The organism is Halomonas sp. MCCC 1A13316 (assembly GCF_014931605.1).
GTDB lineage: Bacteria > Pseudomonadota > Gammaproteobacteria > Pseudomonadales > Halomonadaceae > Halomonas.
In genome coordinates this window covers 953,858-967,077 of the sequence record NZ_CP053382.1, presented here as the reverse complement: position 1 = coordinate 967,077, position 13,220 = coordinate 953,858, and the positions used below count along the sequence as shown (strand labels likewise).

At 63.3% G+C, this 13,220-nt stretch carries 14 protein-coding genes and 3 tRNA genes; 4 read left to right on the top strand and 13 right to left on the bottom strand.

From position 1 onward, the window contains the following. The first annotated feature begins 5 nt into the window (after nt 1-5). Entirely contained in the window at nt 6-398 is a 393-nt protein-coding gene (locus tag HNO52_RS04575; RefSeq protein WP_197568023.1) for a Na+/H+ antiporter subunit G, read from the top strand. Between the two features lie 16 nt (nt 399-414). On the opposite strand, the gene hemH is transcribed toward HNO52_RS04575, so the two are convergent. From hemH to rnr, 11 genes are all read right to left on the bottom strand, one after another. Then, entirely contained in the window at nt 415-1,488 is a 1,074-nt protein-coding gene (hemH, locus tag HNO52_RS04570; RefSeq protein WP_232090564.1) for a ferrochelatase, read from the bottom strand. Between the two features lie 140 nt (nt 1,489-1,628). Next, entirely contained in the window at nt 1,629-1,931 is a 303-nt protein-coding gene (locus HNO52_RS04565) for a DUF6482 family protein (RefSeq protein ID WP_197568022.1), read from the bottom strand. Nucleotides 1,932-2,089: 158 nt separating this feature from the next. After that, on the bottom strand, nt 2,090-2,383 hold the full coding sequence (locus HNO52_RS04560) for a hypothetical protein (protein ID WP_197568021.1): 294 nt from the start codon (nt 2,381-2,383) through the stop codon (nt 2,090-2,092). 76 nt (nt 2,384-2,459) lie between these two features. After that, nucleotides 2,460-3,848: a replicative DNA helicase gene (dnaB, locus tag HNO52_RS04555; RefSeq protein WP_197568020.1), complete on the bottom strand. Its 1,389-nt coding sequence runs from the start codon at nt 3,846-3,848 to the stop codon at nt 2,460-2,462. 157 nt (nt 3,849-4,005) lie between these two features. After that, entirely contained in the window at nt 4,006-5,505 is a 1,500-nt protein-coding gene (locus HNO52_RS04550; RefSeq protein ID WP_197568019.1) for a carbohydrate porin, read from the bottom strand. A gap of 301 nt (nt 5,506-5,806) precedes the next feature. After that, nucleotides 5,807-6,253 carry a 50S ribosomal protein L9 gene (gene rplI, locus HNO52_RS04545; protein ID WP_197568018.1) on the bottom strand — a complete coding sequence of 149 codons (447 nt, stop codon included), beginning with the start codon at nt 6,251-6,253 and terminating at the stop codon, nt 5,807-5,809. Between the two features lie 15 nt (nt 6,254-6,268). Then, complete coding sequence (locus HNO52_RS04540; RefSeq protein WP_197568017.1) at nt 6,269-7,123, bottom strand: YybS family protein; 855 nt, start codon at nt 7,121-7,123, stop codon at nt 6,269-6,271. 11 nt (nt 7,124-7,134) lie between these two features. Beyond that, a complete protein-coding gene (rpsR, locus tag HNO52_RS04535; protein WP_010629658.1) occupies nt 7,135-7,362 on the bottom strand; it encodes a 30S ribosomal protein S18 in 228 nt (75 codons plus the stop codon). A gap of 28 nt (nt 7,363-7,390) precedes the next feature. Beyond that, the gene (gene rpsF, locus HNO52_RS04530) at nt 7,391-7,777 is read right to left on the bottom strand and encodes a 30S ribosomal protein S6 (protein WP_197568016.1); all 387 of its coding nucleotides are present in this window, start codon (nt 7,775-7,777) and stop codon (nt 7,391-7,393) included. 162 nt (nt 7,778-7,939) lie between these two features. Beyond that, nucleotides 7,940-8,770 (bottom strand): 23S rRNA (guanosine(2251)-2'-O)-methyltransferase RlmB, encoded by an 831-nt coding sequence (gene rlmB, locus HNO52_RS04525; RefSeq protein WP_197568015.1) that lies wholly within the window; start codon nt 8,768-8,770, stop codon nt 7,940-7,942. Beyond that, a complete protein-coding gene (gene rnr, locus HNO52_RS04520) occupies nt 8,770-11,175 on the bottom strand; it encodes a ribonuclease R (protein WP_197568014.1) in 2,406 nt (801 codons plus the stop codon). Before rnr ends, rlmB begins: the two co-directional genes overlap by 1 nt. Before the next feature lie 275 nt (nt 11,176-11,450). Here rnr and HNO52_RS04515 point away from each other — a divergent pair. The 3 genes from HNO52_RS04515 to HNO52_RS04505 all read left to right on the top strand — a co-directional run bounded on the left by HNO52_RS04515 (nt 11,451) and on the right by HNO52_RS04505 (nt 11,814). Next, nucleotides 11,451-11,537 (top strand) — tRNA-Leu (locus tag HNO52_RS04515). A gap of 68 nt (nt 11,538-11,605) precedes the next feature. Beyond that, nucleotides 11,606-11,692, top strand: a tRNA-Leu gene (locus tag HNO52_RS04510). A gap of 35 nt (nt 11,693-11,727) precedes the next feature. Next, nucleotides 11,728-11,814, top strand: a tRNA-Leu gene (locus HNO52_RS04505). A 116-nt stretch (nt 11,815-11,930) separates the two neighbouring features. On the opposite strand, the gene HNO52_RS04500 is transcribed toward HNO52_RS04505, so the two are convergent. Together HNO52_RS04500 and HNO52_RS04495 are read right to left on the bottom strand one after the other, a co-directional pair. Next, nucleotides 11,931-12,815 (bottom strand): DNA/RNA non-specific endonuclease, encoded by an 885-nt coding sequence (locus tag HNO52_RS04500; RefSeq protein WP_197568013.1) that lies wholly within the window; start codon nt 12,813-12,815, stop codon nt 11,931-11,933. 83 nt (nt 12,816-12,898) lie between these two features. Further along, nucleotides 12,899-13,174 carry an Lrp/AsnC family transcriptional regulator gene (locus tag HNO52_RS04495; protein ID WP_043510462.1) on the bottom strand — a complete coding sequence of 92 codons (276 nt, stop codon included), beginning with the start codon at nt 13,172-13,174 and terminating at the stop codon, nt 12,899-12,901. Between the last annotated feature and the right edge of the window lie 46 nt (nt 13,175-13,220).

The window sequence follows — 13,220 nt, the reverse complement described above, 5'->3', positions numbered from 1 at the left end:
GCCACATGACCCTGTACGTGATCCTCGAGGGCGTGATCGCCTTTTTCCTCGTCGCCGGCGGCGTTTTCGCCTTCATCGGCTCGCTGGGCATGGCCCACCTGCGCGATTTCTACATGCGCCTGCATGGCCCCACCAAGGCCACCACCCTGGGAATCGGCTGCATGCTGATCGCCTCGATGCTCTACTTCTGGGTCACCGAGGGTAAGCCTGATATCCAGGAGATGCTGATCACGCTATTCCTGTTCATCACCGCCCCGGTGAGCGCCCACCTGCTGGCCAAGACCGGGCTTCACATGCAGCTCAAGCACATCGACGAAACCGGTGGGCGCCCCCCCGAGCTACGCCCCGAGGAGATTGGCGAGAAGCCGGTCCCGCACCCCGACCGCGGTCATGGCTGAGTAACGGGCTGGCGGGCTACAGCCAGCCGGCCAGCTCGTTCTCGGCGATTTCCATCAGCGCGGCGACATGATCGTCGCGGTCGTTGAGGCAGGGAACGTAGGTGAAGCGCTCGCCACCGGCCGCCAGGAAGCTGTCGCGGATCTCCTCGTTGATCTCCTCCAGAGTCTCCACGCAGTCGGAGGAGAACGCCGGCGAGATTACCGCAATATGCTTTTTGCCTTGGCGCGCCAGCTCCGCCACGTGATCCACGGTCGGCGGCCCGACCCACTCTTCCGGGCCGAACTGCGACTGGAAGGCGGTCTGAATGGCGCCCTCGGGCCAGCCCAGCTGCTCGCGCAGCAGTCGCGTGGTCTTCTGGCACTGGCAATGGTAGGGATCGCCTTCCATGAGGAAACGCTTGGGTACGCCGTGGTAGGAAGCCACCAGTACCTCCGGCGGTGTTTCCGCGGCGGCGTACACCTCGCGTACCGAGTTGGCCAAGGCCTCGAGGTAGGCAGGATGCGCGAAGTAGGCCGGCACGGTGCGAATGGCCGGCTGCCATTTGAGTTTCATCAGCGTGCGAAAGGCGTGGTCGTTGGCCGTCGCGGTGGTGGGAGAGGCATACTGCGGATAGAGTGGGAAAAACAGGATGCGTTCGCAGCCCTCGGCTTGCAGCCGACGCAGCACGCTGTCGGTGGAAGGATTGCCGTAGCGCATGCAGAAGTCGACCCTCACCCGGTCGCCGTGGCGCGAACGGAGCCCCTCCGCCACCTTACGGGCCTGCTCGCGGGTGAAGGTCAGCAGCGGACTCTCGTTCTTCTCGCTGTTCCAGATACTGCGGTAGGCCTCGCCGGATTTGAACGGACGCCGGCTGAGGATGACCAGTTGCAGCAGCGGCTGCCACTTCCAGCTGGGATAGTCGACCACCCGCTTGTCAGAGAGAAACTCGCTGAGATAGCGCCGCATCGACCAGTAATCGGTAGCGTCCGGCGTGCCCAGATTGGCCAGCACGACGCCTACCTTAGGCTTTGCCACCGAGGGATGATCCGCTGGAGCATGGGCAGGACGCTCCCGCTCCATCGTTTCCGGCTCCACTTGCGATGTGGACATGCGCTGCGCTCCTCATGGAAAAAAGGAGCGACTATTGTATCAGGCGAGGAGCTTGCGCGGCATGAAGTTATACTATGAAAGCAATTTGTATAACTTGGATCAAGGTAGGCCCGGGACGGCTTGTCCGGGTCGCCGCTAACCTAGAATACCAGTGGCATGCGGGACGTCAGCGGATCGTGGTAGTGGGCCTGGCGGCCGATCACCTCATCCTGCGGTACGTGCTGAACCAGAAAGGCGCGATGAATGCCAGCGCGCTGCAACTCGAGATAGACATCCTCCAACGAACGGAACACCGTCGGCTTGCCGCGCTGGGTCAGGAGATGGCGACCTCCCTCCATATCTTCCAGTTCCACCTGGTAGCAGCGGCTACCGGAATGGGTGATGACTCGCACTTCGAAATTGTCGTGTCGGTTAACGAAACTCTTCAGTTGTTCGAATTCCATGGTTCCCTCCATGTCTAGGATGACGTGTCGTTGATGCCGGCTGGATATGCATCGGGCACAGCATGACTGTGCCCGATGTAATCTACATGACGCTGGCATATTCAACCTATGACAACACCGGAGACGGGAAGGTTCCCGAACACTGTTTGCAACCAGGACTATTGATAGTCGGAGGGATCGATCGCCTTGGCCAGCGAGTTGCGGTCGACCCACTTGCCCGCCTTGGTCTCCTTGTAGCGGAACACCACCCGGTCGCCGACTGTCACGGCGAGTTCGGCATCCTCAGTCTGGTAGCTGTAGGCTTCGCCGTCGACGATCAGTTGGAAGCGATAGAGATCCGGCATGCCCAACCACTCCTTGAATGGCCCTTCACGCTCCAGCGACTGGAGTTCGCCGCGCGCTTCCAGTTTTGGTGTGCGCTGACGCTTGCCGCGCCGAAATCCGCCTGCCATGGTGTCTCCTCGAAAACGTCTGTCGGGGGCTCGGCATTATACGGGGCCGCACGAGAGGCTCAAGCGCCGCCTTGAGTTATTCGCCAAACGCCTCGCCATAGCTGTCCGGCGCCAGATCCTCGAAGCGAGTGTACTTGCCGATGAAGGCCATGTGCACCGAACCGATGGGACCGTTACGCTGCTTGCCGATGATCAGCTCGGCCAGGCCCTGGTTGTCCGGGTTATCTGGATTGTAGACTTCGTCACGGTAGACGAAGGCGATCACGTCGGCATCCTGCTCGATGGCACCCGACTCGCGCAGATCCGACATGACCGGACGCTTGTTGGGGCGTTGCTCCAGCGAGCGGTTGAGCTGGGAAAGCGCGATTACCGGACAGCCGAACTCCTTGGCCAGCCCCTTGAGCGAGCGCGAGATCTCCGAGATCTCGCCGGTGCGGTTCTCGGAGAAACCGGGGATCTGCATCAGCTGCAGGTAATCGATCATCACCATCGCCAGGTTGCCGTGCTCACGCACCAGGCGTCGCATCCGCGAGCGCATTTCGTTGGGCGACAGCGCCGCGGTATCGTCGATGAACAGCTGCTTGTCCTTGAGCAGGTTCACCGCCGAGGTCAGCCGCGGCCAATCCTCGTCTTCGAGCTGACCGGTGCGTACCCGGGTCTGGTCGATGCGTCCCAGCGACGACAGCATACGCAGCATCAGCGCATCCGCCGGCATCTCCATGGAGAACACCATGACCGGCTTGTCGCTCGAGATCACTGCATGCTCCACCACGTTCATGGCGAAGGTGGTCTTGCCCATGGAGGGGCGTCCCGCGATGATCACCAGGTCCGAGGGCTGCAGGCCCGAGGTCATCTCGTCGAGGTCGCGAAATCCGGTGGAGAGCCCCGTCATCTCGCCCTTCATGTTGAACAGCTCGTCGATGCGGTCGACCGCCTTGGCCAGCAGTTCGCTCATGCCGATGGGGCCACCCGACTTGGGCCGCTCCTCGCTGATCTGGAACACCAGCCGCTCGGCCTCGTCGAGCAGTTCGTCGGCCGGCCGGCCCTGGGGGCTGAAAGCGCCGTCGGCGATCTGGCTGGCTGCACGAATCAGCTTGCGCAAGGTGGCCCGCTCGCGAACGATGTCGGCATAGGCGCGAATGTTGCTCGCCGAGGGCGTATTACGCGCCAGTTCGGCCAGGTAGGCGAGCCCGCCGACAGTGTCGAGCTGGTCGCGCCTCTCCAGCGCCTCGGAAAGCGTAACCACGTCGAGCGGCCTGGCCGCTTCGGCGAGGCCGATCATGGCGTTGAAGATCAGGCGATGCTCGTAGCGGTAGAAGTCGTCCGCCACCAACCGGTCGGCTACGTTGTCCCAGGCCTGGTTGTCGAGCATCAGGCCACCCAGCACCGACTGCTCGGCCTCGAGCGAGTGCGGCGGCACCTTGAGCGCGGCGGTTTCCTTATCGAGCTCGAGCGTGTCGTTCATGGCGCAACAACCTTCATGGGAACGGGCCGTGCCATTCTACCCGATGGCCGGGGTCCGCCCTACCTTTCGAAACGACAAAAACCGCGACCGAAACCGGTCGCGGCAAAGGATCGAAACAGCATGCGAGCTTGGCTCGTCCTGACGAGCCGTCCTGAACCTAGAACCAGACCTCGGTCTGGACACCGAAGCTCCATTGGCCGCCGGTGAAGCCTTCGCTGCCGAAAGCGTCATCGCCGTCGTAGCCGTTGAGCTCCTCGTCCCAATCGCTCCAGGAGGCAAACAGACGGATCTCGGGGCGCTGCCAGAAGCCGCCCACCTGAGGCTTGAAGGTCGGCGCAATGGTGAACTTGGTGTAGTCGCCCTCGGCGGCGCCGTTACCGCCGTAACCGCGGGAGTCGAGATCCATCCACTGGTAGCTGGCCTCGTACTGCATCTCGAAATTCTCGGTCAGCTCGTTGGCCAGGCGCACGTTGAGGGTCGCCCAGTCGTATTGGTCGCCCTCGACGTAACGGTCCGCACTGGTCTCGGCGAGAATCGCCGGCGCCACGCGCCACGTCGGTGCCAGGTAGGTGGTGCCATAAATGCCGAGGCGAGTCGCGGCGGCGTCATCGGTGAGGTCGCCGTCACTGCCGAGCCCCTTGACCTGGGCGCCCAAGCCCTGGCCGTGCAGCAGCGCCAGCTTGAAGTTGCCCTCGCCCAGGCCGAAGAAGCTGTCGCCATGATAGGCCACCATGGTGTGGAAACCGCTATCGGCGGCGTCCTGGCCATCGCCGATGTCACGCTCGTCATTGTCGGCAGCAGACAAGCCGTTGAGCATCCACTGCCAGTTGCCGAAGTAGTTGTTGGACGTGACGATCAGGCTGTCGGTAGAGCCCGTATCGCCGGGATCCTCGCTATCGACGGGGAAGTCGCTGAAGCTGCGCCCGTAGAGCGAGAAGTTGGAACGCCAGTTGTCGGCCAGCTGCATGTCATAGATACCGGCGCCGGTACCGGCGAGGAAGATGAAATCGCTGTCGAGCCAATGGATGTCGAAATTGTCGCGGTCGAAGCGCTTGCCGGCCCAGATCGAGGCGTTCTCGAAGGCTCCGGTGAAGCTCGGCAGGTCGCTGAACTCGGCATAGACCTGGCGCACGTTGAGGTTGGAGTCGTCATCCCAGTCGTTGCTGGTAGTGGCACCGCTGGCCAGCATGGTGCGGTAGAGCGCCTTGGCGCCGTTGTCGAACTGCATGCGGTAGTTGAGGATCGCCTCGGCGTAGGTATCGGGCTCGTTGCCCAGGCGACCCACGGCGCCACCCAATCCACCGACCGGCGTCACGTAGGGCCCGCCCTCGATGCTCTTGCGATCGTCGCCAAGCAACAACCCCGAGCGGGCGTAGACGTTGAACGAAAAGCCCTCATCACCACTGTCCTGACGCTCGACCTTGGCCAGGCGCTCCTCCACCTCCTCCGCGGACAGGCTGCCCTCGGCCTGGGCCTCGGCCAGTTCGGCGCGCTGCTCCGCGGCGGCGGCACGCTGCTCGGCGGCTGCGATGCGATTCTCGAGCTCGAGCAGGCGCTGCTCCAGGTCGGTGCTATCAGCAACGGCGTGCCCCATCATGCCGAAGCTGGCCACGGCCACGGCAGCAACGAGCGGATTTCGTAGCAAGGCGGTGTTCATCGCAGTTGTTCCTTTTATGTTTGTATGTTCGTTTGTTTTCACAAGAAGGAGGGGCGAAGCACGGCGCTGTATCGTTTCAGACAAGCATCGCAATGATGCCCAGATGGCCTGCCGCCCTGGCCTGAAGCGAAACGGATCCAGGCCAGGCCAAAACTTAATCGTTTAAGAGTTGTGGCGCAAAGGCAAACCGTAATATTACTACCAATGTCTAAGGAACTTATTTCCAGACGAAGAAAAACAAGGGGCGCGGGGAGTATTTCCCCCGCGCCCCTTGGCGTTACTGCTGCGTCAGTCGTGAGGCTTACTCGGCGACTACGACCACACGCACGGTAGCGACGACTTCGGCGTGCAAGTGCAGGTCGATGTCGTACTCGCCGGTCTGGCGGATCGGACCTTCAGGCATGCGAACTTCGCTCTTGGCGACTTCGATACCGGCCTGTGCCAGCGCTTCGGCCAAGTCACGCGGACCGATCGAGCCGAACAGCTTGCCCTCTTCACCAGCCTTGGCCACGAGCGACAGCTCGATTTCGGCCAGTTGGGAAGCACGCGACTCGGCGATCGCCTTGCGCTCGGCGGCCTGCGCCTCGAGCTCGGCGCGCTGCGCCTCGAAGGCTTCCACGTTGTCCTTGGTGGCCGGCACGGCCAGGCCGTAGGGCACCAGGTAGTTACGACCATAGCCGGGCTTGACGGCCACCTTGTCACCCAGGCCGCCCAGCTTGCCAATGTTGTCGAGCAGAATGACTTCCATCTCGTTAACCTCTTGTCAGTCGCTGCGAGGGGCCAGACGGCCGCGGAAATCCACGAACACGTCGATGAAGGCCACCAGCAGCACTATCAGAATCATGGGCCAGGTGGTGATCAGCAGTACGTAGAAAGCAATCAGCCACAGCCCGTTCATGCCTTTTATCCCGATGAAGCCATGCACCAATGCAATGCCGGCTACCAGCAACGGCACCCAGACCAGCATGGAGAGCGACGGCAAGCCCAGCACCATACTCACCACGCCGAGCACCACCAGCAGACCGAGTTCGCGCGGCGCCAGGCGCAGCGCATGGAACTCCTGGCGAAAGCCTCCGGGGTTGTAGAGCCCCGCTTGCCAGGCGCGCGCCAATGCCAGGCAACCGATGGCGGCGACCAGCACGACCAGACCGGTAATGCCACCGATCAGCAGCGTGGCCAGCTCTTCGGTATCGAAGCCTTGCCGCGCCAGCTCGGTCAGCATCGCGTCGATCTCGGCCGACCCCTGGCGCAGCTGCTCCAGCAGAGGCCCGGTACCGCCCGGCGGCACGAAGATGCCAAGCTGGATCATCGCCGCCGTGGCCAGCGTGCCGACGATCAGCGCCTCGCCCCAGCGCATGCGTGAGCGCAGAACCACTGCCATCAGCGTGACCAGCAGAACGCTGGCAAGCGGGATGGCATCGCCCTGGGTCCACCACCAACCGGCGGGGATGGCAGCGGCCACCAGTACCGGCAGCGCCGGCGACAGGCCGCGCCGCAGCGTGACCAGGGCAACGATGGCACCGCTCAGCCAGAACAGCCAGGGCACGATCGCTGCCAACGCTGCCCCGCCTGCGGCGTATGGCGTGCCGCGCATCAACCATCGGGCAATCGGCAACATCGAGACGCGGCTTACTGGTGGCTGTCGGTGTAGGGCAGCAGAGCCAGGTAGCGCGCGCGCTTGATGGCAGTAGCCAGCTGACGCTGGTAACGGGCCTTGGTACCGGTAATGCGGCTGGGTACGATCTTGCCGGTTTCGGTGATGTAGGCCTTCAGAGTGTCCAGATCTTTATAGTCGATCTGCTTCACACCTTCAGCGGTGAAACGGCAGAACTTGCGACGGCGGAAAAAGCGTGCCATGTAAAGACTCCTCGGTACGTGCTAGCGATCAGTTGGCTTCGGCAGTTTCAGTTTCTTCGGTGCGCGGCCGTTCTTCACGACGCGGACGCTTGTCGTCTGCCGGCTTCATCATCGGCGAAGCTTCGGTGATGGCTTCCTTGCAGCGCACCACCAGGCTGCGAATGATGGCGTCGTTGAAGCGGAAGATGTTCTCGATCTCGTCGAGAGTCTCGCCGCCGCACTCGACGTTCATCAGCACGTAGTGAGCCTTGTGAATCTTGTTGATCGGGTAGGCCAGGTGACGGCGGCCCCAGTCCTCCAGACGATGGACGGTGCCACCGCTCTCGGTGACGATGCTGGAGTAGCGCTCGACCATGGACGGCACTTGCTCGCTCTGGTCCGGGTGGACCATGAACACGATTTCGTAATGACGCATGGGTTCTCCTTTCGGGTTGGCAGCTTCCGCGTGAAACCAGAACTGGCGATCAAGGGAAGCAAGGAGGTGATAGTCAAATAATTACGCCCGCTCACGCAGGAACGGGCGCCTGTATTCTAGTGATCCACGTCGACACTTGCAAGATAGCGCGGCGTTCGCGACTCAACCGCCGGCGCCTCGGCGCTGACGTACCGCCTCGAACAGGCAGATGCCGGTGGCCACCGAGACGTTGAGGCTGGAGACACTCCCGGCCATGGGCAGCTTGACCAGGCCGTCACAGGCTTCGCGGGTCAGGCGGCGCATCCCCTTACCCTCAGCGCCCATCACCAGCGCAGTGGGTCCGCAGAAGTCGGCATCGAACAGCTGCGCCTCGGCTTCGCCTGCGGTGCCGGTAATCCATATGCCGGATTCCTTGAGCCGGGCCAGGGCTCGGGCCAGGTTGGTCACTTGGTAGACCGGCAGGCTCTCGGCGGCGCCGCAGGCGACCTTGCGCACCGTGGCGTTCAGAGGTGCCGCCTTGTCCTTGGGCACGATCACACCATGCACACCAGCGGCATCGGCGCTGCGCAGGCAGGCGCCAAAGTTGTGCACGTCGGTGACGCCATCGAGCACCAGCAGCAACGGCGGCGCCTCGTGGGGCCAGGCTTCCAGCTTGAACCACAGCGAGGCTTCGCTTTCGAAGGCCAGCGGCGCAGTGAAGGCGACGACACCCTGGTGCGCGGCTTCCCGAGCCAGGCGGTCCAGCTCGTCACGCGAGCGCAGCTCGATCCGCGCCCCACCCTGTCGAGCCCGATCGACCATCTCGGCCAAGCGTTGCTGCGCCTCCCCCTCCTGCACCCACAGCACACGCGGGGCGTCCCCGCGCTCCAGCAGGGCGCGAACGGCATGAACGCCGAATACTGCATCGAGCCCGCCCGGGATCCCGGGCAGGGCGGGGCCACGTGCCGCACCCTTCCCCGTATCACGCTGCCTGCCCTTGCGTCCCTTCGCCATCAGCCGCGCGCCTTCGGCTTGCGCGGGCCGCGACGGCGCTTGCCGCCCTTACCCTTGCCGCGCTCGCCCTTGTCGTCGGCCGCAGCCTTGCCAGCGTCGGGCCTGGGCGTGAAGGACGCCTCGCCTCCGCCACGGCGCTTGCGCGGCTCACGCTTGGGTCGCGGCTTGTCGTCCTCGAGGGCGAAGTCGATCTTGCGATCGTTCAGGTCTACACGTGCCACTTGCACCGTGACGCCATCGCCAAGACGATAACTCATACCGGTACGCTCGCCCTTGAGACGATGCTTCTCGGGTTCGTAGTGGTAATAATCCGAGGGCAACGAGGTGACGTGTACCAGACCCTCGACGTAGACCTCGTCGAGGCGCACGAAGATACCGAACTGGGTCACCGAGGCAATGGTACCTTCATAGACCTCGCCGAGCTTGTCGGACATGAACTCGCACTTGAGCCAATCTTCGACGTCGCGGGTGGCGTCGTCGGCGCGGCGCTCGGTCATCGAGCAGTGCTCGCCGAGCTCGAGCATCTGCTCGAAGGTATAGGGGCACCACTTGCTCGGCGGATCGACCTTGGCTCCCTCGGCGCGCAGTACGGTATTGGTCTGGCGCGGCCCGCGGACCACCGAGCGAATTGCACGGTGCACCAGCAGGTCGGGATAGCGGCGGATCGGCGAGGTGAAGTGAGCGTAGGCCGGATAGGCCAGGCCGAAGTGCCCCTCGTTCTGCGGCGAATAGACCGCCTGGCTCATGGAGCGCAGCATCACGGTCTGGATCACGTCGGCGTCCGGGCGGCCACGAATCGCCTCGGCCAGCGCCTGATAGTCCTGCGGCGTGGGCTCGTCGCCACCGCCGACCGACAGGCCCAGCTCATTGAGGAACAGCCGCAGCTTGTCGAGCCGTTCCGGCGAGGGCCGTTCGTGGATACGGTAAAGCGCCGGCAGATCGTGCTTGTCGAGAAAGCGTGCAGTGGCGACGTTGGCCGCCAGCATGCACTCCTCGATGATCTTGTGGGCATCGTTGCGCTTGCGCGGCACGATCTTCTCGATCTTGCGCTCTTCGTTGAAGAGTATGGCCGTCTCGGTGGTCTCGAAGTCGATGGCGCCGCGCTCTTCGCGGGCTTGCCGCAGCACACGGTAGAGCTCGTGCAGACCCTGGAGCGGCTTGGTCAGGTCGCGGTACTCCTCGCGCAAGGCATCCGCCTCGGCATCGTCGCCGTCGAGGATCGCCGCCACCTTGTTGTATGTCAGGCGAGCGTGCGACTGGAACACCGCCTCATAGAAGTGGTAGCGGCTGATAACCCCGCTCTTGGAGATGTTCATCTCGCAGACCATCGCCAGGCGGTCGACGTGCGGGTTGAGCGAGCACAGACCATTGGAGAGCAGCTCGGGCAGCATCGGCACCACCTGTCCCGGGAAGTAGACCGAATTGCCGCGACGGATCGCCTCCTCGTCGAGCGGTGTGCCCGGACGCACATAGTGCGACACGTCGGCGATGGCGACGATCAGCTTCCAGCTACCGGACTTGGTCTTCCAAGCGCACACGGCGTCATCGAAGTCCTTGGCCGTTTCGTCATCGATGGTGACCAACGGGATATGGCGAAGGTCGATGCGATGCTGCTTGTCCTGCTCGGCCACTTCGGCGGACATCTCGGCGATCTGGTCGTGCACCTCGGGGGGGAACTCGGCCGGAATCTCGTAACTGCGGATGGCGATGTCGATTTCCATCCCGGGGTCCATGCGCTCACCCAGGACCTCGACCACTTCGCCCACCGGCTGCACCCGCGTGTCGGGTTGCTGCACGATCCGGGCCGATACCACCTGGCCGTCCCGAGCACCGCCGCAGGCACTGTGGGGAATGATCACTTCCTGAGTGATGCGCGGATTCTCGGGGATCAGCACGCCGAACTCGGAGGTGTTCTCGCGGAACACGCCGACGATGGTCTGGGTATTGCGCGCCAGCACTTCGGCAATGGTGGCCTCGTCGCGGCCACGGCGATCACGGCCGCTGACGCGCACCAGCACGTAGTCGCCGTGGAAGACTCGACGCATCTGGCGCGGCGGTAGTACCAGGTCGGGCTTCTTGCCGTCCTCACGCAGTACGAAGCCGAAGCCGTCGCGATGCCCCAACACCTTGCCCTTGATCAGATCGAGCTTGTCGATCAGGGCGTAGGCGCCGGCGCGATTGCGCAGCACCTGCCCGTCGCGCTCCATGGCCGCCAGGCGTCGGCGCACGGCCTCCTGCAGCTCCTCGTCCTCAAGGCCCAGCATGCGGCTCATGGATTCGTGCGTGATCGGCTTGCCGTACTCCTCCAGGCGCGCCAATAGGTACTCGCGGCTGGGCGCCGGCTTGTCGTACTTGTGGGCCTCGCGGCTGGCATGGGGGTCGTCGCTGAGCGTCCAATGAGTCATGCGTGGGGCATCCTTGGCAACGGGGGCAGCGTTCCGGGAAGGGCGCGGGCGAGAGGCCGCGTACGTAGGGTGTTGCTAATGGAGTCGTTTGTCATGCCCGCATTATAGCGCCGGTGCCGGTTCGGCCCAACCATGGCGGCGTTATCCGAACACAAAGCGTGAAACGGAAGCTCAAGAAGTGACCTCCGAGGCCCTCTGGCGGCCTCGACGACGGGGGGAAATTTCTCCCGGCGCTCTTGCATTGGGCCATGAATTGGGTAAGATACGCGTCGCCTGCCCAGATGGCGGAATTGGTAGACGCGCTAGCTTCAGGTGCTAGTGTCCTTATGGACGTGGAGGTTCAAGTCCTCTTCTGGGCACCATTCGATCCCTTGAGGATCGATGGTAGAATCAGGCAGCCGCTCTTTATCAGCTCGAATCGCTCGTGTTCGCCCAGGTGGCGGAATTGGTAGACGCGCTAGCTTCAGGTGCTAGTGTCCTTATGGACGTGGAGGTTCAAGTCCTCTCCTGGGCACCATCCCAGGGTTTGCGAACACGACGACGGCATGATGCGCCCAGGTGGCGGAATTGGTAGACGCGCTAGCTTCAGGTGCTAGTATCCCTACGGATGTGGAGGTTCAAGTCCTCTCCTGGGCACCACTGCTTTGCACTAGCAGATCGCATCATGCAAGCTGAAATCTCACCAGAGCGATCCAGGAAACCGCGACCAATCGCGGTTTTTTTGTGCCTGTAATTTGCTCGCGCAGCCATTTATTTCAATAGCGGGCAGGCAGGCGGGCCACCTCTTCGAGCGCCCACCCATCGACCACGATCTCTCCTTCCAACATCGCTGCCGCTGCTTCGGGTAACTGAGGGAAAAAGTCCAGGCCGGTACGCGCCTCCACCTCGTCGATGCTCACCAGGTAGGCATCCAGCGGCTCGTCGCCGCGCACCTGCTGGGGCATGATGAAGGCCAGCGCCCTGGGCTCCTCGGCCGGTACCACGACGATCTTGTAGAAAGCCTCGGGAATCTCGACGAGGCCCACCCGATTGGCCACGTTGTCGAGGAAGGCCTCGGGAAAGATCGGCCCGGTTATCACCTGCACCACACCGAAGCGCGGCACGAAGTGGTCGATTACCACCTCCTCCAGACGCTGCCACAGTCGGCGGTTGAGATCCGGCCGCTGGGGAGTGATGTTGCTCATCAGAAACGACTGCTGCTGCGCCTGACGCCCATGCACCGAAGCAATGGCGTAGTTGGGGGCCAGGTGGCCGCGGTCGTAACCACTGCCGAAATAGCTGTCGGCGCCGATCGGCCACAGGGTACGCCAATCCTGGCGAAAGTCGGGCCTGGCCCCCGGCCTGGGGTCTTCCACCTCATGCAGCAGGTAACTGACCCATAGCGGGTTGACCCTGACGTCCGACCAACCGACCAGGAAACCGTCGTTGCGCAGAACTCGGTGCACGTTCAAGGGGGTTGGGCTTTCCCAGGTTGGTACGCCCATCCAGCTCAGCTGGTCGCGGTAACCCTGCTCCTGGGTGTACCACAGGCCGCTGCCGACCAGCACGAAGACGAGCGAGATAGCGAACTGGCGGACGCGGGAGCGCCAGCGTGGCAGCGAAGCGCGGCGACGCCTGCTGCGAGAACGTGCCAAGGCCATGAATCGTTCCGAATGGTGCCGCTGCCGGCACGCCTCGGCACCGGCACGCAGCCTCCAGAGTATTGAGAGGGAGAACCGCCGGGCTACCAACCCAGCGAGAACATGGTTTCAAGATCGTGCCGGGAATGCACCTGCATGGCATTCAGGGTTTCGGTATCGCGAATGCCCTCGACGGCATTGAGGCGCTCGGTCACCAGCTCGGCCAGGCTTTCGAAATCACGGGTGCGGGCGATCGCCACCAGGTCGTAGCGACCGCAGGTGGAATAAACCTCGCTGATTCCCTCGACATCGGCGAGCCGTTCGGCCACCGCCTTGACCTGGCCCTTATCGGTGTTGATCAGGATCACGGCATTTTGCATCGGGCATCCTCCCCGTTGGAATAATCGTGCGGCTTGGCACGGCCAC